This window comes from Microvirga sp. HBU67558 (assembly GCF_018069605.1).
GTDB lineage: Bacteria > Pseudomonadota > Alphaproteobacteria > Rhizobiales > Beijerinckiaceae > Microvirga > Microvirga terrae.
Window position 1 is genome coordinate 1 of record NZ_JAGPUP010000493.1, and the last position, 20,127, is coordinate 20,127.

Sequence of the window (20,127 nt, forward strand, 5' to 3'; positions counted from 1 at the left end):
AGATCGAGCTCTCCGACAAGTTCGAGAACATGGGCGCCCAGATGGTGCGCGAAGTGGCCTCGAAGGCTAGCGATGTGGCGGGTGACGGCACCACGACGGCAACGGTTCTGGCCCAGGCCATCGTGCGCGAGGGCGCCAAGGCGGTGGCCGCCGGCATGAACCCCATGGACCTCAAGCGCGGCATCGACATGGCCGTAGCTGAGGCCGTGAAGGACATCCAGGCTCGCGCCAAGAAGGTGGCTTCCTCTGAGGAGATCGCCCAGGTTGGTACCATCTCGGCCAATGGTGACGCCTCCATCGGTGAGATGATCGCTCAGGCCATGCAGAAGGTCGGCAACGAGGGCGTGATCACGGTCGAGGAGGCCAAGACCGCCGAGACCGAGCTCGATGTCGTCGAGGGCATGCAGTTCGACCGCGGCTACCTGTCTCCCTACTTCATCACCAATGCCGAGAAGATGATTGCGGAGCTTGAGGATCCCTACATCCTCATCCACGAGAAGAAGCTCTCCTCCTTGCAGTCGCTCCTCCCGATCCTTGAGGCCGTGGTGCAGACCAGCAAGCCGCTGCTGATTGTAGCGGAAGACATCGAGGGCGAGGCTCTCGCCACCCTCGTGGTCAACAAGCTGCGCGGCGGCCTCAAGATCGCCGCCGTGAAGGCCCCGGGCTTTGGCGACCGCCGCAAGGCCATGCTCGAGGACATCGCCGTCCTCACGGCCGGCCAGACGATCTCCGAAGACCTCGGCATCAAGCTCGAGAACGTCACCCTCGACATGCTCGGCCGTGCTAAGCGCGTTCGCATCGAGAAGGAGAACACCACGATCATCGACGGTGCTGGGTCTACACAGGACATCGAGGCCCGGGTTCAGCAGATCAAGGCGCAGATCGAGGAAACCACCTCGGACTACGATCGTGAGAAGCTCCAGGAGCGTCTGGCCAAGCTCGCCGGCGGCGTCGCGGTGATCCGCGTCGGCGGCTCGACCGAGATCGAAGTCAAGGAGAAGAAGGACCGCGTTGATGACGCGATGCATGCCACTCGGGCTGCGGTGGAAGAGGGCATCGTCCCCGGCGGCGGCACGGCTCTGCTGCGCGCCAAGGCTGCGGTGGCCAAGCTCCAGAGCGACAACCCGGACGTGAAGTCCGGCATCAACATCGTGCTGCGTGCGCTGGAAGCTCCGATCCGTCAGATCGCCGAGAACGCTGGCGTTGAAGGATCCACGGTGGTTGGCAAGATCAACGACAACACCTCCTCCGACACCTTCGGCTTCAACGCTCAGACGGAAGAGTTCGTGGATTTGCTGCAGGCCGGGATCGTCGATCCGGCCAAGGTCGTCCGCACCGCTCTGCAGAATGCAGCGTCGGTCGCTGGTCTCCTTGTCACCACGGAGGCCATGGTGGCCGACGCTCCGAAGAAGGAATCTGCTCCAGCCATGCCAGGTGGTGGCATGGGCGGCATGGACTTCTAAATCCTGCTCCCACCATCCTACTGGAAAGGCCCCGGACTACTCCGGGGCCTTTTCGTTTGTGCTGTGAATTAGCTATAGGCGATCACACAGGACTACGCGGGCTGTGAGACCAGGTCGCTACCGTTCTTCGTCCAACCACGCCCGAGGCAATAGTCGCGTCAGCGCTTATTCAGCGGGACCACGTTGGTTCCTGCTGGGTTGGTGCCCTTGGCTGGCTTGATCCTGCTGAGGAGGGTGGGCGAGACATTCCACGTCTGCCCAGTGTCGGTGATCACCGTCACGGTCTTCTTGTTGTAGCGCGTCAACATGCCCTCGAGTGGGCCCTGGCCGGGAGGCTGGAAGGTGACCCGGTCCCCAATCTTGAAATCCAGCATCTCCACATGAGCGCGCATCTGGTCGAGAAAGCGCAGGCGCTCGACGATGCGGTGATTGAGATCGATCAGCTCGGCCTCGGTCAGCTGGTCAATGTCGATCTTCATGGAGGTGCCATTCAATGGAGCCGGGCTAGGCTATCAAGCGAATGTCTGGCCAGCGCTTCTGCCTGTCAAGCGCCCGACGCCGCTCCCAGGTGCAGCCCCCTCCGTTTATCAGATGGTGCTCACTCTGCAGCGCCGGGTTGATCCGGCGACAGCCAGGCCTCGTCCGCACAATCAACGTGCTGGTGCGCCCTGAACGCGTGCCCGTCGTGTGCCCACTCAATCGGCCAAATCCGCTGTGCCAAGGAAGTAGGGGCAGGACAGGTGGAGAAATTTGAGGAGCAGGCCTTTAGACGTCCTCAGAACATTTGATTAGTCGTCTCTGCCGGAAGCGACAGTGCGGGATCGTGTGCGGCGACGAGGGATCTCGCTTCTTGTCTCTGTAGGTCTCCTTGCAGACGCAGGCACCCGCTTATGGCCATCACTGCTATTGCCCGCCTGGACAGCCGGAAGCCGATCTTTAGGACTGACAGTCCGGTTCTTTGCCTGAGGATACTGTGCCTTTGGTGCATGCTCGTCGAGAAAAGCGCGGCACGCCGTGAAATCGGTGATCACTTCTGGTGGGCACTCGATTGCGTGCTGTTCGGCGAGCGACCGAGCATAGCGCACCATCGCTTCGCTTGGAGAACGAGGGCCCGTTTGCGGGGCCTCCGCCGGTTTGGAAGATCGCGACGGAGCATGCTGCTCAAGGAAGGCTCGGCAGATTGCGCTGTTGCTTTTGAGCCCGCGGGGCAGTTTCAAGCCACGCTGGGCGGCAATCGATGTTGCGAAAGCAATCATCGCCTTTGTTGGAGGCTTTCCATCGGCTGCGAAGGGCGCCGGGAGACACGCTGGATCCAGAGCAACAGTGCCCGACTGTCCAATCGTCGTGATCAGCTCTCTGACACGGCTGCGGGTTCGCTCCTGATAGGCTGTGGCTCTGCCAATCGCCTCAGTTCGCGTGGATGCACGCCCGATCTCAGCCAGATCCGCCTCGAACATCGCTCGGCCAACCGGGTCGCCATAGGCGGGAAAAACACGCCGGACGGCTGCAATAAATGCGAGGCCAACTTCCGTCACCTGGATCGGCGGGTCCTTACCCTTCAGCAACTCAATATACTGGCTCTTCTGGAGCTTGGGCAGGATCGTGTCGCGAGTCGCGGCGGTCCCGAGTCCCTTGGGCTCATTTGGGTTGGCCGGGTTCTCGAGAGCCGCTTTGAGTTTGGGGTCTTCCACCTGATCGACGAGGCGACCCATCACGACCGGCAACTCGCCGCGCGTGATCCGGCGTGGTGGTTCAGTTTTCGCTGTCTCGATCCGAGCGTCGGTTGCCTTTCCAGGCTCGTTGTCGCGGATCGGCGGGAGACGTCCGGTGGTGGGCTCCTCGTCCGGCTTGGCCTTGCCTGGGACAGCCTCGTTCTCCTCGTCAGCCTCGGCTCCATACACCGCCCGCCAGCCAGGCGACTTGATCACGCTGCCGCTGACCGAGAAGCGCTTCGGACCAAGTGGTGTTGGGACCTGCACAGCGACCGTGGTGCGAGCGTCGATACCGTCCGGCAGGTGCGCTGCTAGAAAGCTCTTGGCGACCAGCTCCCAGAGGCGGAGATGCTCTCCGCTAAGGCTGCCGGGTTGAGGCACCTTGCGCAGCGGCACGATGGCATGGTGCTCGCCCGGATCCTTGACGTAATGGCCCTTGTTGCCCTTGCGGAATACGAGGTTGCTTGCGGCTGGCACGAGGCTGGCAAGATCGGACACGACGCCGGCGACGCTCGCAATGACCGCGCTGGCATCACCTGTCTGACTCTCGGGCAGGTGCTCGGATTCAGTGCGAGGATAGGTCAGGTAGCCCTGATCGTAGAGCTCCTGTGCCAGCTTGGCCGTGTGCTGAGGATCCCAGCCGAAGCGCTTGGCGCAGCGGCGGGCGAGAGTGTCTTTCGAGAATAGGCGAGGGGGTGCCCGGCGCACGTCCTTCTGCTCGACACCAAGCGGACCGGACCAGGAAGCGGCTGCCTGCTGAATCGTCTCGGCCACCTGCTTGTCGAGGATCTTGTCCTTTGGTGCGTGCCAGAGAGTGACCTCGGCACCAGCGTCCGTGATGGCGGTTAGAGCTATCTTGAAATAATCTTGCGGGACGAAGTCACGAATGCGCTTCTCGAGATCAGCCAGGATCGCGAGCGTCGGAGTCTGCACGCCACCGAACCGCCAGGGCTGTCTGAAAGCTGGCGGCCGGAGCCTTAAAGAGATGGCGCGCGTGCCGTTGAGCCCCAGGTGGTAGTCCTCATATTGGCGGCACAGGGCTTCAAGATAAGCGGCATAGTCGCGCTCACCCGAGTCGGGCTCCCTGGCCATCGCCGCAAAGGCACGTCGGATTGAGACTTCATCGAGAGCACCCAGCTTGAGGCGATCTACCTGACCTCGATAGCCAAGATGCTCAAGCACCTCCCAAGCAATCATCGAGCCCTCGCGGCCTGGGTCGGTGGCGATGATGACGCGCTCCACGCCCTGAAGAGCTTGCTTGATCGCCACGATCTTTGGCTTGTGCGACTGGCCGGAGCGGTTGGTGCCATATGTAACTGGGATACGCTCGAGCACAATCGGCAGGGTATCAAGGCGCCAAGACTTCCATTCATCCCGAATATTGCCGGGCTCCTCGGCCGCCAAGAGATGGCCCTCGGCAGAGACGCAGACTGTGCTCGGTGATTTGAAGAACCGCTGCAATTGGCGCATGGCCGAAGGCTTCTCGAAGAAGAACAGCGTGCGCGAGGATGATTGGGTGGTCATAACCTACAATCGTGCAATACCATTACAGTTTACAGACCAAAGCGGACGCAAGCCTGCAATCGAGAACGGATAGAGAACACTACTCGCAGTGACATTGCTGGTCAACGGAAGGATCGGACTGGAGGCTGAGCAGCGCTGACAGCACTCTCACACAACCAGAGACAAGACGCTCGCTAATGTCTTCAGAGCCTGCTCGGCAGAAGCAGCGTTATCCAGCCATGGGGATAGGCCGTCACAGTTTATCTAAGGAGCAGCAGCTCGCACTTCAATTCAGTAGCGGAAGTCGAAGCAGCTAAGTTATTGTTAAAGTTGAACAATTGGCGGAGAGGGGGTCCGCCTTGGCTGCATCCAAGCAAGTCTGAGGTCATCCAGAAAACCTAAGTAAAGCAAGGTGTTTAGGAGATTGGGTTGTCCAAGCTCGTCTGTTGAAATGCCACTGCATCCTGTTTATGATGTGGGCTGAAATGTGGGGCATTTGAGTTAGGCGGACAGGGCATGAAGGGGGCAGGCAAGCATCCTGACAAGGCGCTTACGGCCATGCAGGTTCGCAACCTCAACAAGCCGGGGCGCTATGCTGATGGCAATGGTCTCTACCTTGTTGTCGATCCTTCGGGAGCTAAGCGGTGGCTCCTGCGGGTGGTCGTCCACGGCAAACGGCGGGACATAGGACTAGGTGGCACATCTCTCGTTTCGCTTAGTGAAGCTCGTGAAAAAGCCCTGTCCTATCGGAAACTCGCCCGAGATGGCGGCGATCCTTTGGCCGAGAAGCGGAAGGAGAAGCGCGAGATACCGACCTTCACCATAGCCGCCGAGCAGGTCCACGCCGAGCACAAGGCAAGCTGGAAGAACAAGAAGCACGTCGATCAGTGGATCAACACCCTCAAGGAATACGTGTTTCCCCACTTGGGCGAAACTCGGGTCGATCAGGTCCACACGCCCGACGTTCTTAAGGCCCTCAGCCCGATTTGGCTGACAAAGCCGGAAACGGCGCGGCGGGTGCGCCAGCGGATCAAGGCTGTGTTGGATTGGGCCAAGGCTGCTGGTTTCCGATCAGGCGAAAATCCAGTCGAGGGCGTCGAAAGGGGCCTTCCGAAGCAGAATGGCCGCGACAGTCACCATGAGGCCATGCCCTATGGGCAAGTTCCAGCCTTCATCACGAACCTTCAAGCGTCCGATGCCGGTGAGATCACCCGGCTTGCCCTTGAGTTCCTGATCCTGACCGCCTCCCGAACCAGCGAAGTGCTTCAGGCCCGGTGGGACGAATTCGACCTAGATCAGGCGCTTTGGACCGTTCCTGCCGACCGGATGAAGGCCGGGCGCGTTCACCGCGTCCCTTTAAGCGACCGTTGCGTTGAGATCCTGAGACGAGCGAAGGTGCTGGGCACGGACAGTAGTTATGTATTTCCCGGTCGATCTCCTGAGAAACCATTGTCCAATATGGTCTTCCTGATGATGTTGCGCCGCATGAAGCTGAATGTGACAGCGCATGGCTTCCGCTCGTCCTTTAGGGACTGGGCGGCTGAGGCAACCCACTTCCCGCGGGAGGTCGCGGAAATGGCTCTTGCGCATACAATCGAGAACAAGGTCGAGGCTGCCTACCGCCGAGGGGACCTTATGGAAAAGCGCCGAGAGATGATGGCGGCTTGGATGATGTTCTGTACAGATCCATCAAAGCAGGTTCAGTCTTAAAACATGGATACTGAAATGGGTCGCACAGAAAAGACTGCCGAGGGCCAAGTCATTTCAAGCTGGCAAGAAATTGTCCGCTTGCTCAATAGGGAGAACCCGACGAAGCTCGATCCCTCAGCAGAAAGCTTTACTGAATATGCATGGGATAGGTTCGATGCACGCCATGTCCTAGACCTTCTGCTTTCCAAGGAGCCATCCTATCATGGTCATAAGGAGGTCCTATTCGCCGGTTTCTGCGCGTGGGTTGTTGTCACCTCACAGCGTCAGGATATCGTACAAGATAGTATGGCTCTCCAGACTTTAAAAATTATCAAGGACGAGGAAAGCAACGTCCCGAAGATGTTGCAAGCGTATCCAGTGCTAGTGGATTTCTATATTCGCCTAATCCGGATAGGCTCGGACTTCTTCCAAGATATCTATTACCCGATTGGTGGGATCGGTAGGCTCATCAGCTCTCCCTCTGTTGGCTCTTTAGAAGAAAGTCTTAAATCTCGGGTGAGCGGAATACGATCCGTGATTACGATCATGGAGATCACTCACTATCATATCGCTGAGCTTAAACACACCGGGAAGCATCGCCCGCCAAGCTTTAATGCAGCCTTCACGATCATCGACAGTCTTTCCGAAGCGCAGAAGGATAAGAAGACCGATACGGAAAAGCCAAAGCCAAAGATACACCTTCGCCGACGTAGCCTGATCAATCATCGAGACTACTATGAAGGGCAAATCTGCCTTTTGTACGCGGCGTCATCAATCAAAGTGATGCCGGATCGATCTCTTCTAGACTGTATCCTTGAAGGAGTCGCAACTTGGGAAGAGCACGGCCACCTGCTGCCCGAATGGATCGCCAGAGCAAAATTCGCCAATCAGGTAATCCTCTCCGAGATAGCAACCGTGGACGTTGTGCAAGCGAATGCAGTTTACTTGCCCAAGATGGAGCAAAGTCCCATCCCAGTGCCGAACCTCCCCGCTGCAATGATTGAGAAAATCAGAGAAAAATATAGACGATAAGGCAAGTGTGCAGATCTGAATTGCATAGGTGCATTTGCTGATTGCACAGTGCAATTTCATTTTGCAGAATTTCGCTACTCCGGAGGGATCGGTACGTCTCTTGTCGTCCAATAACGGACGGTAGAGACAGCAAAATGATCAACAACCTTCCTAGTCCCTCATGGCACCCGAGACCTCCAGCAGAGGCTGATCTCGGCGACGAGGGATATTACCGCCTGAATGCGATTATCGGCTCAAAAGGGCTTCTCCCGATATCAAGATCCACTTGGTACAGTTGGATTCAGCAAGGAAAAGCGCCACCGCCCGTGAGCCTTGGTCCACGTATTGCAGCGTGGCGGAAGTCCGACATACGGAAGCTTCTCCAAAGCTTAGATCCGAAACAGGCGCAATCGTAGCTTCTAGGATCATAGATGAGGCGGGAGCGTCCATGCTCTAAGGCAACGCTCCCGCCCCAATCAATCACGCGGCAAAGCCGCATTCATAGCAAATCCCACAACTGCGAGCCCACCCGACCAATTCTTGGGTTACCTAAGAATTCGCTGATAATGCTCGCCTTTTCGAGAACTCAATATGTCAAACAATAAGCGCAGAACATCCAAGCAACTCGGCCTTGCTTCCGAGAGGGCGAAACGCGCCCAAACTGCGGACGAGGTGGTCGCGGCTGCAGTCTCATGCCGACAGAAAATTCAGCAAATCGATCTGCGGTTCCGAGGCAAGTTTTGCCGATGGCTGGGGCACACCTACGACATCGCGTTCCAGTTTCTCCACAACGATGAGGCTTGGCGCAAATTCACTAAAGATGATCATTGGAAGGGCCGACGCCAACGGCCTACGAACAGCAAGAAAGGAAGGAGCAAGGTCCTCATATGGACAATGCGATACGTGCTTTTCGATGGCCAGAATGAAAACTACAGCCGCGCCTACATCTATGCTCGTGGCTTGCAGGCATTCTTTGACAAGGGTGTCAGGCCCGAAAGGATTTCGCGCCTTATTAGTAAGAACGGGGGCATTGAGTCCCTGTATCGTAAGGCAGTTAAGAAGTCGAAAAGAAAACGAGCCCAAAAGGTGTTAGATCACACAATTTCAAGTGATCATAAGCGCGATCAAGACACCAAGCGGGCGACTAAGTTGGGTGCGAAGCAAAGCCCGATCCGGAGTTCAATTGTTGCTGAGAGCCCGTTTGATAATAGGCTGAAACCGCAACATGCAAGGGCTCCCAGCAGAACCGACCCACGAGATCTTGGGCCTAAAGTGAATTCTCAAACGGGCTCTGAGAGTATGGAACGAGGGAACGATCTGCCTTCGACTCCCCTCGATGAGAAAGCGCATGACGTTCTGAAGGACTTGGACCGGCTGAGAAGTGCGGTCGTGGCCTATTTCCAGAAGTGCGCTGAGGACGGTCTGAGATGATAGTACATCAAAGCTGACCATATGGCCGTGTGCCTGAACGAAACAGGCGAGCCGCGACAGGCCGGGCTCGGCAGCACCGGGGGGCTTGCCTTACCTCAGTGCCGATAAACCCCCTAGCGGCCCCGAAATCGCATTGTATGGGTATTGGTTTGCTCGGCTGGTATCGGCTGTGAGCGTGGCTCGGCGAGTAGGTCAACTTGAGCTGCTAGACAGACCATTGTGGTGATTAGCCGATCTCCTATCGGGGGTCGGCTAATCCGCTAGATATAGAAATGGGTCTATCTATGCCGCCTTGTCCCGAAGCTCCGTTGCCGAGCGGGGCAGAACGAGAATTTCTGCTTCTCCGACCCAGCCACGCCTTAATGCCTTAAGGACATACCCGGTCACGTAGTTCGGGTCATGTGTGATTGGTACAGCATCGATGCGAAACAGGGCGCTGTCCGCTGTCACATAGTGGCTTTGCTTCTCGTCGAAATGGGTTGCAAGATCTTCTTTCATCCGAGACCAAGGCGGGATCACCACATCCGCGTGCATATGCCGACCGTCGTTGACCGTTACGTCACGCAGGGATTGCCTCTCCGAGCTTCCTTTGGGGACAGGGTAGTCCGGGCACGCGATCCAAAGTGGAAGCTCATTAATCTCATGTGACGCAGGCTTCCTAATGATCCGAGTGAGGGACTTTCCGTACACTCGTTCCAGCTCTCGTTCCATCTGCCGTTTGACGTTGCGGTGTGATCCGCCAATCGGCTTAAACATGAACGTCAGCAAGTATCCATCCCATCCTGCGTTGAGACGATCTGTTATCATTTGGCTATAGCCGTTGATGACGTGGGTTGTGTGATACATTGGACATACCTTTGTTGTTCGATGGGTATGTGCTGGTTGGGGGTGTGGGGTAGTGGGCTATGGTCTGGTGGTTCATTTGGGTACAGCAGTCCATATACTGACCCCGTTTCCGGCATCCGCATCTGGTAGGGATTAGGCAGGGCCAGCCTCGTTGGCGCATCCAACGCGACCGGCTTGCTGCGATTCACAATTGGTATTTACGCGAGCACTTGCTTCTAGCTCGGCCTGAGACGGACCCGACATGTCTGCCTCGCAGACCTGAGTTCGACTATATCGATCTTAGACTTGCCACGCAGTTCGCTTGACATGACTATTGTGGGCTGGGCTACGACGCTGAACCTTTATCAGCAGCGGTATGTGCAGTGCATTCAGATCGGACCGAACACTGGGCTCATTTCAGAAGAGTGGTTCAACCGGCCCTAGCTCTGGCCCCGATCACGTTTCTCGATGACATCGCGAACAATCTCGAAAGCGCCGGTGTTCAGGACGCTGTCGCTCGGCGCGATTCAGGTCCTATCTTCGACTGGTTACTCACGCTCTTTCAGCTTCAAGGGATCAGCGATGCCGTCGCCTTCTCCTACGCCGAGAGGCACGGAAGTGTGCGTTGGTCCGAAATTCGGGTTAGGCTCAAGGATGATCCGGCCTGTCATCGCCTCAAAAGCTACTGGCACCTCTCGGGGTGCGGCTACAAAAAATCAGTGTTGACCTGCTCCGAGCCTCACCTTCTTCACGACTGCCCCTTGCCGCAACATCCCTTACGAAATGGACGGCTCAATCAGGCGGCTTATTCGCTATTCCTTTTTATCCGCGATATCTGTGAAGGCGACCTCGTCGGTTGGATCGATGATCGACTACAGCAGGCCGACCCGGGAGCCGAGGACCCGCATCGAGCGGCGGTTCTCCGCGAGGCCCTGCTTTCTCCTCTTGAGAACATCTACGGGGTTGGCCGCAAGCTCTGGTCGATGGCCTTAGCCGACCTGCTTCTGGCGGGGGATCCAAACCGAGAACGATGGCGAAATACCGGGAAAATTTTTGTCGCCGTCGATTCTTTGGTGCATTCGTTTTTGCATCGAACAGGCGTCCTGCACCGCTTCGGTTGCGCACACGAGATCGGACCAGCCTGCTATTCGGCGGCAGGCTGCGCTAGCCTCATCGAGGGTTTGGCGCAGCGGATGGATCGTCCTTCTGCGAGCCCGCGCTTCATTCAGCACTCGATATGGGCATTTTGCGCTGCTGATGGCCACAACATCTGCAACGGAAACCGGATCAACGATCAAGCCCGTTGCGATTGTCGATACTGCCCGGTTTTCGACGATTGTGACAGAGTTAGCCTCAGGGGTGTGCCTGACTAAGCTGCGCTTGACAATAAGACTTTAATCCTATATACTTTTAGGGCCGGGGTCAAATTGGGCAAGCTTTTGGCCTAAAATCAGCGACTTTGACCCTGCGCCTGTGGTAGAAACTTATAGGGCTATAAATGAAACAAAGTTATACATACCCGCGCCCGTCGGCCGCGCGGCTCACGCAACGAAAGCCGACTATCACCTTCAGTCTCCCCAACAGAGCCCTTTCCGGGGCTCTTTTCTTTTGGGGAGAGTCCCATGCGAAATGAGAGCCAAAACCCCGAGCCAACAGGGGCCAGCGCAGTCGCTGGTGAACCTGGGCCATCAATGCTCGTATTGTTTCATAGAGATGAACGCGGCAAAGGGCACGCAGGCAGCTTTGGCAGTGCTGATGCGGAGCTCGCCCTCAAAGCAGCCGCATTGATGGGCGTGAAGATCCTGCGCCTAACCGCAGATCAGCAACAGGCGCTGCCCGGGAAATTGCCTACTGGCAAAATCTTTAGCTCGTCACAGAAGGCGCTACTGCCGTTCTGCAACCGCCTATTGATTGAACAGCTTGAAGCGATGGGCGGTGAAATCCCTGCCCAAGGACCAGAGGCTATTCAACCTGCCCTCAACCAAGCGCCGATGCCAGACGCTGAAGTCAGCAGTTCCGGAGACACGGCAACACCAACGACCAATCCTTCGTCATGGGACGCGATCACGGTTGGCAGTGTAGTTTTGGCTAGCGAGGGCCATATGGATGGCTGGTATGAGGCGGTGGTGACAGACGCCAAACCAAACGATCTGTTTATACTTCGCTGGCGTGATTGGCCTGACTTGCCGACCTTTGTGCGAAAGCGTGGGCACTTGAGCCTGCTACCCCCTTTCGAGGCTGCCGCAGCCCCAAAATGAAGCTCGCGGGCGGCCTTTGCGCTGCCCGGGGCTACCCTACCAGCCGACACAGTGCCAAGCGCCCCTGTGAGCCTTACAGCCGCTTGCAGCGATTTAACCCTCAACAGCCAAAAATCAGGATACTCATCATGGCTCATTCAATCGGCCAGACGGCTGCGCGTGTGTGCGACCTCAATGACCAACTACGCAAACACCGCATTGGCGGGCGGGTGGTGATGACCCGAGGTATTGCTGCCTTAGGCAACGAGATGGTGCTGCGCATCGATCAGGCGGTCAGAGGCTTCAATGCCTTCAGCCCTGACAACGACCCTTATGGCGAGCACGACTTCGGGGCTGTGCGGGTCGAGGAGCATATGGTCATGTTCAAAATCGACTACTACGACCTTGACCTGCAATACGCTTCACCCGATCCAACCGACCCGAATGTAACCTGTCGGGTAATGACCCTTATGCTGGCAAACGAGTACTAATGACGCCGATGAACCGTTGCGTGTCGCTCCCGCAGGCCATGATACGGCCAGTATCGTCGAGTGCGGCAGGGTGGATTCGCATTGCGACGCTTCAAAAGCAGGGTTTCGTAAAGGCAGGTACACGAAACTTGAGCTTCAAACCCGGATCATCGGACGACAGGCGCTCCACCGGAACCACATTAAAATTGCAGTTTGGGATAAACCGCTCGAAGTGCCTTTTCGTAATCGTCGATCTCATACCGCAGCACAGGGTCAGACATAGCTATGAGAGTGGCAAGCCGTGCGCCATAGTCTCTGTCTCGCCCGTGTCGGCCACCATTGATGATTGACGCAACTAAGAATGATCGCATCTGACCCTGAACCCCTTCGCGTCCAAGGTTGCGAATTCCACCTATGATGACGTCGTGCATCTCGAGTGCGAATTTCTCATTAAGTCTTTTTGATAAGGCTATGGTTGCCATACACTGCCCTAGAGCTAGTGCAGCAGACGCCGGGATCGTACCGTCTCTCATTGTGTATGCATCCGGAATGACTCGGTTCGGGGACTCCTCCGGCAAATGCTCGACAAGTTCGACCCAGTCACGAACTGTCCTGAGAGCTTCATAAATCAGCCTAGCGGAACGTGTGGGAAATTCGTCGGAAAGATCGATCCGAGGGCTTGACGTATCATATCCCTCTTCGAGTTCACGGACGATCAAAGGTAAGTAGAAGAGCCACATATGGTATTCGATGCCTTGGTGTGCGGCGGCCCTAACCATAATGTCGAAGAAGAAAATTCCTGCGAATGTTGGATCTTGCCACTGCTCATTATCAAAGTTGTCGCTCCGGCCATTAAGTTGAACAAAATATTTCGACGGGTGATCAGGTCTCATATTCGCCAGAACGTAGTCGCCAATCGGCTTCCAGACAGAAAGATCAATAGCGGTGTTGGCGTCTGTGAATAGGTAGTGAAGCAAGCGATTTGACTCGGGCAGAGAATAGCACCCTCCGTATGACACACTCTGATTATGCCTAAGCTCATGGTAGAGAATGCTGGCAGGGTCGGCGAGCAACCCCTGAAAGTAGCCGGCTGCAAAGTCGTGCCTGTCGAAGGAGCGGAGCTTCAACAGAGAGAGGGCAGAATAAGGGCGCATCTGCACGATGAACCGCCTAAGCTCCACGGACCGCAGCAACACACGAGCAATTTCCCGTGCGGCTTCCTCCGCTTTTCCTTGAGAGGGAATAAGAACGGCCATATCCCCAAGCCGCCGCTTTGCAAAAGACATGATGCGCTCAGCTAGCGGACTCTTTGTCTTCGGCTCTTCGAGCCTCTTCAGAAAGTGTTTCGGATCGATGACGTTAAGTCCCGCTAGATCCAACAGCCGGTAGTGCAGGCGCTGGAAGAACAGCCTTCTATGCATGGCCCGGTCAATGAGCGGCAAAAAGGGCTCAACCAGCTTCAAAACCTCGGCGAAGCGGCGTTCATAAACAAGATCATCAACGAGCCGAGACAACGTGGGCAATAAGCTGGCACCGGGCCGCGAATAGCGATGAATGAGCCACGCGGCTCCCATCCAGGCCAGAACAACGAAAAAGGCGAGTTGGGGAGGCGTAAAGCTTTTGTCGCCTGGAAAGTAGAGCCATTCACAGGCCCGACCGAGGGCTTTAGGGCATGGCTGGCTGACGAGATCGAAGAACTCGAGATAGAGGACGAGGATCAGTGCGCAGATTGCCACCAGCAACTGGAGACGCAGCCCAAGATTCGCCCGCAACTTTGCAACGGATGGAACAACCGCATAGATCGCGGCAGCCAATCCTAGAAACGTCAAAAAACCGTCGAGCGTCATGGACGCCTTCTCCCTAGGGCCATATTTCCACAGAGGATTGCAGGTAATACAGCAAATATTTCAAGCGGCTATTGATTGCTCATCCTCAACATGTTTGAGCCTATTCATGGCCCTAAATCCCGTCTGAGGGCATACACCCGGTCGAGGTGCACAACATGGCCGAAGACACGCGCCCCCGCCGATTTGCTGTCCTCATTGATGCGGACAATACTTCTCCGCGCATTGCGGCCGGGCTTTTTGAGGAGATCGCCAAGTTTGGCGAAGCAAGCGTCCGGCGGATCTACGGGGATTTTTCAGGGCAGCGCCTGAAGTCGTGGGTGGAGATTCTCCAAAAGTACGCAATAGACCCCTATCAGCAGTTCGCTTACACGACTGGTAAGAACGCATCTGACATCGCCCTCGTGATTGACGCGATGGACCTTTTGCATGGTGGTCGGCTTGATGGGTTCTGCCTTGTCTCCTCAGATAGTGACTTCACGCGCCTTGCATCCCGTCTCCGGGAGCAAGGTGCCGATGTCTATGGTTTTGGGGAGCAGAAAACCCCTGAAAGCTTCAGGCAGGCGTGCCGTCGATTCATTTATACGGAAAACCTGCTGCCTGAGGTTCAGGCCGCTGCTCCCGAAGAAGGCTCATCCGCCAAGGCTCTTCAGCCCCCTACTGCGGCCATTCCCATTTTGAACAAGGCCATCGCCCAGATGGATACCGAGGATGGTTGGGTGGCGTTGGGCGCTGTGGGAAAACGTCTCGTAACTATTGCCTCGGACTTCGACCCACGCACGTATGGGTACAGGAAGCTCAGTGATCTTGTCCGGAGGACAGGGGCTTTCGATATCGATCAGCCAGAGGGACGGGCTATGCGGATTAGGGCAAAATCGACCCCTCGAAACAAGCCTGGATCCAAAGCGCCTGCTAGACCACGGACCCAGCGGCCACCCTCAGCTTAAGAGCCGCATAAAGGATCGTGTTATGCGTTTGCTCTAGTTGAGACCTGATCCTACGGCACCTTCCTTGTAGCAGCGGCGACGGCTCGCACCTTGAGGCTTTCGACCCGACGATGCCGCGAGGCGCGGGCCAAGAGCTTGGCCTCCAACAGTTTGCCATCCGCTTCCAGCTCAGCCGCCTTAGACGCCAACGCAGCGGCTTCCTGTTCCTGATTGACCGCTGACGTCACGAGCTTTTCTGGGTCTTTGGCAGGTCGTTTGCGACCTGAGGAGTGATCGTCAGCCACGGCTAGCCTCCATCCCTTTTAACTGAACCCACCTGGAGTGCGGAATAAGACATCCGAGGGCTTCCTCCGCTCCACGGATCCATCCGACATGTCCGGTCTGCCACCATGCTGCGAGGCCGAGCAGGAAGCCTTCGATTGCCAGCGGAGCCTGCATAGCTAATCCGCGTTTGAAAGATGGCTTCCACGGGGTCAGCAGGGGTCGTCTCGCACAGACGGGCGGGCTGCTTGGCCACGTTGATGTAGAGGGCAGCACCCGAGAAGACGGCGACAACGAGCACAAGCTGGCCCCTGAGCATGTTCAAGCCACAGGTGGCTGCCGGGTGTGCACGGCTTTCTCCGCTTCGACCAGCACATCGAGGCCGCGCCACGGCTTTGGCATGAAAGTGACGTAGTCCGGCAGGTCGTCAGACAGAGCGCCGGGATCACCCGACGTGAGCACGATCCGGATCGTTGGCCAGAGCGCGTAGGCTGCCTTAGCCAACTGAACCCCGTTCATCAGACCCGGCAGGCGGATGTCGGCGAAGATCATCGCTACCTCACCGCCATGGTTCTGAAGGTAGGCCAGAGCCGCATCGGCACTCTCGACCTCTACCACGTCCAGCTTGGTCTCCTCCAGCAGGGCGCCTGCGAGTTCGCGAACGTCCGGATCATCTTCGACGATCAAGGCCACACGGGGCTCAGACTGCATCTGCTCCATGTCGGTTCTCCTAGATTTCGATCTGACGCAGGATGGCAGCAAGCTGCTCCGGGATGAGTTCATAGCCGCAGTTGCTGAGAGGGCTCTGGCGCTCCTCGGTCGGGACGCTGTCAAGCACTTCGCCGATGGTGGTTCGGAGCGCATCCTTTGTTCGCGCGGCAGCCTTGCGGGTCGCGCCATAGCTAGATCTCTGCTGGAGGCTCAGGTAATGGCATCCATCGGGTCGCGACAACCACCGCATGGCTAGCGTCAATCCAAATCCCTCGGTGCGGCGACCAGTGTCCAATGACACGGTCATTCCACTGCGTGAAGATAAGCACAGGAGTGCCGTCGCGAGGGGCTGTCTGCATTGGCTCCCATCGCATTCTAGGACCCCATTGAGTGCAGCCGCTTTTCAAGTTGCTCCAGCAGAGCAGACAGGCGCTGAGGCAACGGCTGATCGAAAGTATCCTGATAGCGGGAGCGCAGATCACGCCCGATACTCGCCCGCAGCATGTCGTCCCAGAACTGCGGGTTTAGAGAATTGCTCTCGGTCTTATTTGAAAGCTCGCGTGCAATAAATTGCATGATCCAGCCTCAGATGGCTTTCTAAACTCGTCTACGATGCCCGAGCAATCAGTCGGGGGCGAAATTAACGTAGGTTAACAACCTATGAGAGAGTCGTGGGTTTCAGCTAAGCAATAAGTTCGTGAGATGCAGTTATGAGGGAGCTGAACAAGCAAGGTGGCCCAAGACCACTGGTCATCAGTATTTATTCCGCAAGACAAGAATGGATACTTACGAATGTTCTCCTATGACCAGCGGTGGGTTCTACCTTGTGAAAGCTGCCCAAAGCCTACGAAGCCGACAGGGGGCAGAAACAAAACGAAGCGTTACTGCGCTTAGTTTCCGCTCGCATTGAGGGCAACTTGCTGAGCGACACGCTCGATCAAAGCCTCCATTGCTTCAAGGTCGTGCTGCTCCACTCCATCGCGGGAGATGCGCAATCGCGCGTTTGGATCTTTGTCGCGGGTCGCAATGCGCACGAGGATCGCGCAGCCCGGGAACAGGGTGGCGGCGCCTTCACGCACCTGCTGGAATAGGCGCTCGGCGCGTGGATCGAGCGACCCGCCCTTCACCTTAATCCGTAGGCTGGTCAGGTAAGGGCGGGCATTCCAGTGGATTTCGACGATTTCAGTCACAGGCACCTGTCAGATCACCAGATGCGTTGTTAACGGCCAAGGTTAGGAGGGGTTCCGAGGTGGTCCAAGGAACCAAGTCCCTCTGCCTGCCGTTCCCGCATCCATGAAACCGCGTGGTCCTATTCTCAACCAGCCTATCGTCCTTCTCGTCGAGGACGAGCCGCTCGTGCGGCTGACGCAGGTCGATATCCTGCGAGAGGCCGGATTCTGGGTCCTTGAGGCTCAGGATGCCGATGAAGCGTTTGAGATCTTGAAGGAACGGCCCGAGGTCAGCGCCGTCCTGACGGACGTTGATATGCCCGGTTCCCTCGACGGCTTCGAGTTTGCACGGCTGGTCGCACAGGGCTGGCCCGAGGTTGGGGTCCTCGTCATTTCAGGCAAGGCATTCCCGGATGAGGGTGACCTCCCGCCCTCGGCGACCTTTATCCCGAAGCCGGTCTATCCGAACGTACTGGTCGAACAGATCGAAGCCTTGATGAGCCCGTCAAGGGCAGCCTGACCGCCGTCGCTCATGAGCACTACGATGGCTAGCCTCACGGCTGAGCGAGGAAAGGCGTGATGCCCTACAGCCTGCACAAGCTCGCGCCGGGAAGCTACGATCTTATGCTCAATGGTAAGCTCATTGGAGGTGTCGTGAAGAACGGCCCGAGAGCGGCGACGTGGACAGCGGAGCTGCTGGACGACGTCCCGCCCGAGACAATGCCAGCGCCCTTCACGAAAACTGAGCACAAGTTCCCCACGCTCGATGCCGTTCTCGCGTGGCTCGGAGGCGCGGAAATCAGGGAAGATGACTGAATAGAGCCAATCCAGCCGACCGAGGCAGTTTATGCGGCGGCCTGATCAACCTCCAGGTGAAGGTAGATCGGGTCGAACTCGCCTGCTTCCTTCAACCTGTCCCAGTCAGGAACGTTCAACCGGTCGCCTTTCAAATCGATCAAACCGTCAGCCCGCATTTGCTGGAGAACCCGGTTAACGTGCACTGTCGTAATGCCCATGGCATCTGCGAACTCGCCCTGCGTAATTGGAAGCTCACAGGCATGGCCCTCCACCAGACCAACGGCTCTCAGGCGCACTAGCAACTCGCAAAGGACATGGGCCATACGATTGTAGGCTTCGCGGCGTCCGACATTAGTCACCCATTCCCGGAAGATGGCCCCATCGATCAGGGTCTCGCGCCAGAAGGCTGCGGCGATGCGAGGATAGCGGGTGCAAAGGTCGCGCAGGGCCTCATGCGGGATGAACCCCACCCGGCATGGAGTGAGCGTGCCGATGCTGATGTCCAACACCTTCAGGTGCAGGCTCTGCAAATCGGGAATGTCACCGGCAATGCCGAAGGACACGATCTGGCGCTTGCCGCCTGCGGTCATCTTGTAAGTCGCGGTAAAGCCGCTCAGGATCACGCATGACCGGGAGGGCCGGTCGCCCTCACGCACGATGTCTTGATCCTCCTTGATGACGGCAAGCTGCATTGGCAAGTTTTCGAGCGCCTGCCGCTCGTCATCGGTGAGCGCGAAGATGCTCTCCAGCTTGCGGATGAGGGGATTCTCTCGCGAGGAAATAGAAGCGGAGTGGAAAGAAGCGTGCATGTGACACTCCTCCTGTAGCAGGCGGGAGCACACGTCTCTCTCAGGTATCAGCGCCTATGTTCGGTTGCTGACAATGATTTATATCTAGCACATAGATAAATTTATTCAATAAACCTATGTTATTTTCTCCTTGAAGCATTCGATTTAAGCAATAAAACTCAATTCGTCTTTGCTTTTTCAGGGAAAATTCGTGCCTCGGTTCTATTTTGACGTGCGCGAGGGGACGAGCTTCACCCTTGATGAAGAGGGCCTTGAGTTCGACAGCCTTGAGGCCACCGAACGCGAGGCGGCAACTACTGCAGCCGAGATCGGACGGGACTGCCTGCCGAAGGGTGACGCCCGTGAGGTCACGGTCGAGGTCAGGAACGAGCACCACCAGCGGGTGCTGACCGTCAAAGTCAGCATGGAAATCGACCGAGTGGAGCCTCCGCCACAGCACTGAGCTTGATTCTTAGCTTAGAGCTTCCGGCAAAGGAAAGTGACGTCCTGCTCACTTAGGCTCAGTCACATTGGCTGCTTTTTGCCCATTTCCCAGTATGCGATACACCTGCATACGGGAGCAGCCGAGAGTTTTAGCGATAGCCGCCGGGCCATGGCCTTTACCGTGCAGGGCTAAGACTTTTTCATGGTCCAACCGTCGCTTGCCACCTTTGTAACTACCTTCGGCTTTCGCCTGCTCAATGCCGTCGCGCTGCCGTTCCTTGATAAACCGTCGCTCCATCTGAGCGACCATGCCAAGCACAGTCAGCACGATATGGCCCATCTCCCCTCGAGTTGAAACATGCGGGTCGAGCACGGTGACGAAAGCTTCCTTTTGCTCGCACTCGTGGATCAGGTTGAGGACATCGCGCGTGTCTCTGCCGAGCCGATCAAGGCGCGTAACCACAAGCTCATCGCCGGGGCGTAGGAAGTCGAGGATCGTCGCCAGTTCGAAGCGGCCATTGCGGCTAGCGCCTGACACCTTTTCTGAACGGATGACTTGGCATCCCTCAGCTTTAAGCTTTGCAAGCTGGATATCGAGATCTTGGTCGGTAGTGCTGACGCGGGCGTAACCAATGCGGGCCATGCTGTAACCTCAGGGTTTAAGCCCGACCGTAGCAGCGTCACAAATAGTCGCGTCAACCCAGATGTTACAATAAATCTGCTGCCTGAAGTGACGTTACCACAGGGTATACCCCGATGTGGCACGATGGTGTTGTGAGGGGCGACACGAAAGTAGAACTACGGCCTTTCATTCGCATAGGGTT

22 protein-coding genes are annotated in these 20,127 nt (G+C 57.0%); 11 read left to right on the plus strand and 11 right to left on the minus strand.

Going from position 1 to position 20,127, the window contains the following annotated elements; all coding sequences use genetic code 11:
* Positions 1 to 1,463 (plus strand): chaperonin GroEL (groL, locus tag KBI52_RS10315; RefSeq protein WP_210807203.1); only part of this gene is annotated, 1,463 nt, incomplete at its 5' end.
* A gap of 158 nt (positions 1,464 to 1,621) precedes the next feature.
* On the opposite strand, the gene KBI52_RS10320 is transcribed toward groL, so the two are convergent.
* Both KBI52_RS10320 and KBI52_RS10325 read right to left on the minus strand, forming a co-directional pair.
* Positions 1,622 to 1,942: a hypothetical protein gene (locus KBI52_RS10320; protein WP_210807205.1), complete on the minus strand. Its 321-nt coding sequence runs from the start codon at positions 1,940 to 1,942 to the stop codon at positions 1,622 to 1,624.
* A 309-nt stretch (positions 1,943 to 2,251) separates the two neighbouring features.
* Positions 2,252 to 4,699, minus strand: coding sequence for a type IA DNA topoisomerase (locus KBI52_RS10325; RefSeq protein ID WP_210807207.1), 2,448 nt, complete (start codon positions 4,697 to 4,699; stop codon positions 2,252 to 2,254).
* Positions 4,700 to 5,194: 495 nt separating this feature from the next.
* Between KBI52_RS10325 and KBI52_RS10330 the strand changes: the two genes are divergently transcribed.
* From KBI52_RS10330 to KBI52_RS10340, 3 genes are all read left to right on the plus strand, one after another.
* Positions 5,195 to 6,388 carry a site-specific integrase gene (locus KBI52_RS10330; RefSeq protein ID WP_247654317.1) on the plus strand — a complete coding sequence of 398 codons (1,194 nt, stop codon included), beginning with the start codon at positions 5,195 to 5,197 and terminating at the stop codon, positions 6,386 to 6,388.
* A 15-nt stretch (positions 6,389 to 6,403) separates the two neighbouring features.
* Complete coding sequence (locus KBI52_RS10335) at positions 6,404 to 7,399, plus strand: hypothetical protein (protein WP_210807208.1); 996 nt, start codon at positions 6,404 to 6,406, stop codon at positions 7,397 to 7,399.
* Between the two features lie 134 nt (positions 7,400 to 7,533).
* The gene (locus tag KBI52_RS10340; protein WP_210807210.1) at positions 7,534 to 7,794 is read left to right on the plus strand and encodes an AlpA family transcriptional regulator; all 261 of its coding nucleotides are present in this window, start codon (positions 7,534 to 7,536) and stop codon (positions 7,792 to 7,794) included.
* A gap of 1,297 nt (positions 7,795 to 9,091) precedes the next feature.
* Here the strand turns inward: KBI52_RS10340 and KBI52_RS10345 are convergent.
* The gene (locus KBI52_RS10345) at positions 9,092 to 9,577 is read right to left on the minus strand and encodes a hypothetical protein (RefSeq protein ID WP_210807212.1); all 486 of its coding nucleotides are present in this window, start codon (positions 9,575 to 9,577) and stop codon (positions 9,092 to 9,094) included.
* A 482-nt stretch (positions 9,578 to 10,059) separates the two neighbouring features.
* Here KBI52_RS10345 and KBI52_RS10350 point away from each other — a divergent pair, with 482 nt between their 5' ends.
* The 3 genes from KBI52_RS10350 to KBI52_RS10360 all read left to right on the plus strand — a co-directional run bounded on the left by KBI52_RS10350 (position 10,060) and on the right by KBI52_RS10360 (position 12,362).
* Positions 10,060 to 11,007: a hypothetical protein gene (locus KBI52_RS10350; RefSeq protein ID WP_262266082.1), complete on the plus strand. Its 948-nt coding sequence runs from the start codon at positions 10,060 to 10,062 to the stop codon at positions 11,005 to 11,007.
* A 249-nt stretch (positions 11,008 to 11,256) separates the two neighbouring features.
* Positions 11,257 to 11,892, plus strand: coding sequence for a hypothetical protein (locus tag KBI52_RS10355; RefSeq protein ID WP_210807216.1), 636 nt, complete (start codon positions 11,257 to 11,259; stop codon positions 11,890 to 11,892).
* Positions 11,893 to 12,020: 128 nt separating this feature from the next.
* A complete protein-coding gene (locus KBI52_RS10360; protein WP_210807218.1) occupies positions 12,021 to 12,362 on the plus strand; it encodes a DUF3768 domain-containing protein in 342 nt (113 codons plus the stop codon).
* A gap of 179 nt (positions 12,363 to 12,541) precedes the next feature.
* Here KBI52_RS10360 and KBI52_RS10365 read toward each other — a convergent pair whose 3' ends face one another.
* On the minus strand, positions 12,542 to 14,188 hold the full coding sequence (locus KBI52_RS10365) for a hypothetical protein (RefSeq protein ID WP_210807220.1): 1,647 nt from the start codon (positions 14,186 to 14,188) through the stop codon (positions 12,542 to 12,544).
* Positions 14,189 to 14,343: 155 nt separating this feature from the next.
* Between KBI52_RS10365 and KBI52_RS10370 the strand changes: the two genes are divergently transcribed.
* Positions 14,344 to 15,132 carry an NYN domain-containing protein gene (locus tag KBI52_RS10370; protein ID WP_210807222.1) on the plus strand — a complete coding sequence of 263 codons (789 nt, stop codon included), beginning with the start codon at positions 14,344 to 14,346 and terminating at the stop codon, positions 15,130 to 15,132.
* Positions 15,133 to 15,182: 50 nt separating this feature from the next.
* Here KBI52_RS10370 and KBI52_RS10375 read toward each other — a convergent pair whose 3' ends face one another.
* The 5 genes from KBI52_RS10375 to KBI52_RS10395 form a co-directional block, all read right to left on the minus strand.
* Entirely contained in the window at positions 15,183 to 15,416 is a 234-nt protein-coding gene (locus KBI52_RS10375) for a hypothetical protein (RefSeq protein ID WP_210807224.1), read from the minus strand.
* Between the two features lie 298 nt (positions 15,417 to 15,714).
* Positions 15,715 to 16,113: a response regulator gene (locus tag KBI52_RS10380; RefSeq protein WP_210807226.1), complete on the minus strand. Its 399-nt coding sequence runs from the start codon at positions 16,111 to 16,113 to the stop codon at positions 15,715 to 15,717.
* 10 nt (positions 16,114 to 16,123) lie between these two features.
* Positions 16,124 to 16,354 (minus strand): hypothetical protein, encoded by a 231-nt coding sequence (locus tag KBI52_RS10385; protein WP_210807228.1) that lies wholly within the window; start codon positions 16,352 to 16,354, stop codon positions 16,124 to 16,126.
* 125 nt (positions 16,355 to 16,479) lie between these two features.
* Positions 16,480 to 16,680, minus strand: coding sequence for a NepR family anti-sigma factor (locus KBI52_RS10390; RefSeq protein WP_210807230.1), 201 nt, complete (start codon positions 16,678 to 16,680; stop codon positions 16,480 to 16,482).
* Between the two features lie 314 nt (positions 16,681 to 16,994).
* On the minus strand, positions 16,995 to 17,294 hold the full coding sequence (locus tag KBI52_RS10395; RefSeq protein WP_210807232.1) for a hypothetical protein: 300 nt from the start codon (positions 17,292 to 17,294) through the stop codon (positions 16,995 to 16,997).
* Between the two features lie 103 nt (positions 17,295 to 17,397).
* Here KBI52_RS10395 and KBI52_RS10400 point away from each other — a divergent pair, with 103 nt between their 5' ends.
* Complete coding sequence (locus KBI52_RS10400) at positions 17,398 to 17,793, plus strand: response regulator (RefSeq protein ID WP_009762891.1); 396 nt, start codon at positions 17,398 to 17,400, stop codon at positions 17,791 to 17,793.
* Positions 17,794 to 17,852: 59 nt separating this feature from the next.
* Positions 17,853 to 18,089, plus strand: a complete 237-nt coding sequence (locus KBI52_RS10405) for a hypothetical protein (RefSeq protein WP_210807234.1) — start codon at positions 17,853 to 17,855, stop codon at positions 18,087 to 18,089.
* Between the two features lie 29 nt (positions 18,090 to 18,118).
* On the opposite strand, the gene KBI52_RS10410 is transcribed toward KBI52_RS10405, so the two are convergent.
* Positions 18,119 to 18,880 (minus strand): Crp/Fnr family transcriptional regulator, encoded by a 762-nt coding sequence (locus KBI52_RS10410; protein ID WP_210807235.1) that lies wholly within the window; start codon positions 18,878 to 18,880, stop codon positions 18,119 to 18,121.
* A gap of 190 nt (positions 18,881 to 19,070) precedes the next feature.
* Here KBI52_RS10410 and KBI52_RS10415 point away from each other — a divergent pair, with 190 nt between their 5' ends.
* Positions 19,071 to 19,322, plus strand: coding sequence for a hypothetical protein (locus KBI52_RS10415; protein ID WP_210807236.1), 252 nt, complete (start codon positions 19,071 to 19,073; stop codon positions 19,320 to 19,322).
* A gap of 48 nt (positions 19,323 to 19,370) precedes the next feature.
* On the opposite strand, the gene KBI52_RS10420 is transcribed toward KBI52_RS10415, so the two are convergent.
* Entirely contained in the window at positions 19,371 to 19,946 is a 576-nt protein-coding gene (locus tag KBI52_RS10420) for a recombinase family protein (protein ID WP_210807237.1), read from the minus strand.
* Positions 19,947 to 20,127: the final 181 nt, after the last annotated feature.

What these genes read in the sequence shown, in the direction of transcription:
- KBI52_RS10365 (WP_210807220.1), bottom strand. Translation starts at nt 14,188, where the DNA reads ATGACGCTCGACGGTTTTTTGACGTTTCTAGGATTGGCTGCCGCGATC.
- KBI52_RS10410 (WP_210807235.1), bottom strand. Translation starts at nt 18,880, where the DNA reads ATGCACGCTTCTTTCCACTCCGCTTCTATTTCCTCGCGAGAGAATCCC.
- KBI52_RS10380 (WP_210807226.1), bottom strand. Translation starts at nt 16,113, where the DNA reads ATGGAGCAGATGCAGTCTGAGCCCCGTGTGGCCTTGATCGTCGAAGAT.
- KBI52_RS10420 (WP_210807237.1), bottom strand. Translation starts at nt 19,946, where the DNA reads ATGGCCCGCATTGGTTACGCCCGCGTCAGCACTACCGACCAAGATCTC.
- KBI52_RS10340 (WP_210807210.1), top strand. Translation starts at nt 7,534, where the DNA reads ATGATCAACAACCTTCCTAGTCCCTCATGGCACCCGAGACCTCCAGCA.
- KBI52_RS10390 (WP_210807230.1), bottom strand. Translation starts at nt 16,680, where the DNA reads ATGCAATTTATTGCACGCGAGCTTTCAAATAAGACCGAGAGCAATTCT.
- KBI52_RS10360 (WP_210807218.1), top strand. Translation starts at nt 12,021, where the DNA reads ATGGCTCATTCAATCGGCCAGACGGCTGCGCGTGTGTGCGACCTCAAT.
- KBI52_RS10355 (WP_210807216.1), top strand. Translation starts at nt 11,257, where the DNA reads ATGCGAAATGAGAGCCAAAACCCCGAGCCAACAGGGGCCAGCGCAGTC.
- KBI52_RS10370 (WP_210807222.1), top strand. Translation starts at nt 14,344, where the DNA reads ATGGCCGAAGACACGCGCCCCCGCCGATTTGCTGTCCTCATTGATGCG.
- KBI52_RS10400 (WP_009762891.1), top strand. Translation starts at nt 17,398, where the DNA reads ATGAAACCGCGTGGTCCTATTCTCAACCAGCCTATCGTCCTTCTCGTC.
- KBI52_RS10330 (WP_247654317.1), top strand. Translation starts at nt 5,195, where the DNA reads ATGAAGGGGGCAGGCAAGCATCCTGACAAGGCGCTTACGGCCATGCAG.
- KBI52_RS10320 (WP_210807205.1), bottom strand. Translation starts at nt 1,942, where the DNA reads ATGAAGATCGACATTGACCAGCTGACCGAGGCCGAGCTGATCGATCTC.
- KBI52_RS10405 (WP_210807234.1), top strand. Translation starts at nt 17,853, where the DNA reads ATGCCCTACAGCCTGCACAAGCTCGCGCCGGGAAGCTACGATCTTATG.
- KBI52_RS10325 (WP_210807207.1), bottom strand. Translation starts at nt 4,699, where the DNA reads ATGACCACCCAATCATCCTCGCGCACGCTGTTCTTCTTCGAGAAGCCT.
- KBI52_RS10335 (WP_210807208.1), top strand. Translation starts at nt 6,404, where the DNA reads ATGGGTCGCACAGAAAAGACTGCCGAGGGCCAAGTCATTTCAAGCTGG.
- KBI52_RS10385 (WP_210807228.1), bottom strand. Translation starts at nt 16,354, where the DNA reads ATGCGGTGGTTGTCGCGACCCGATGGATGCCATTACCTGAGCCTCCAG.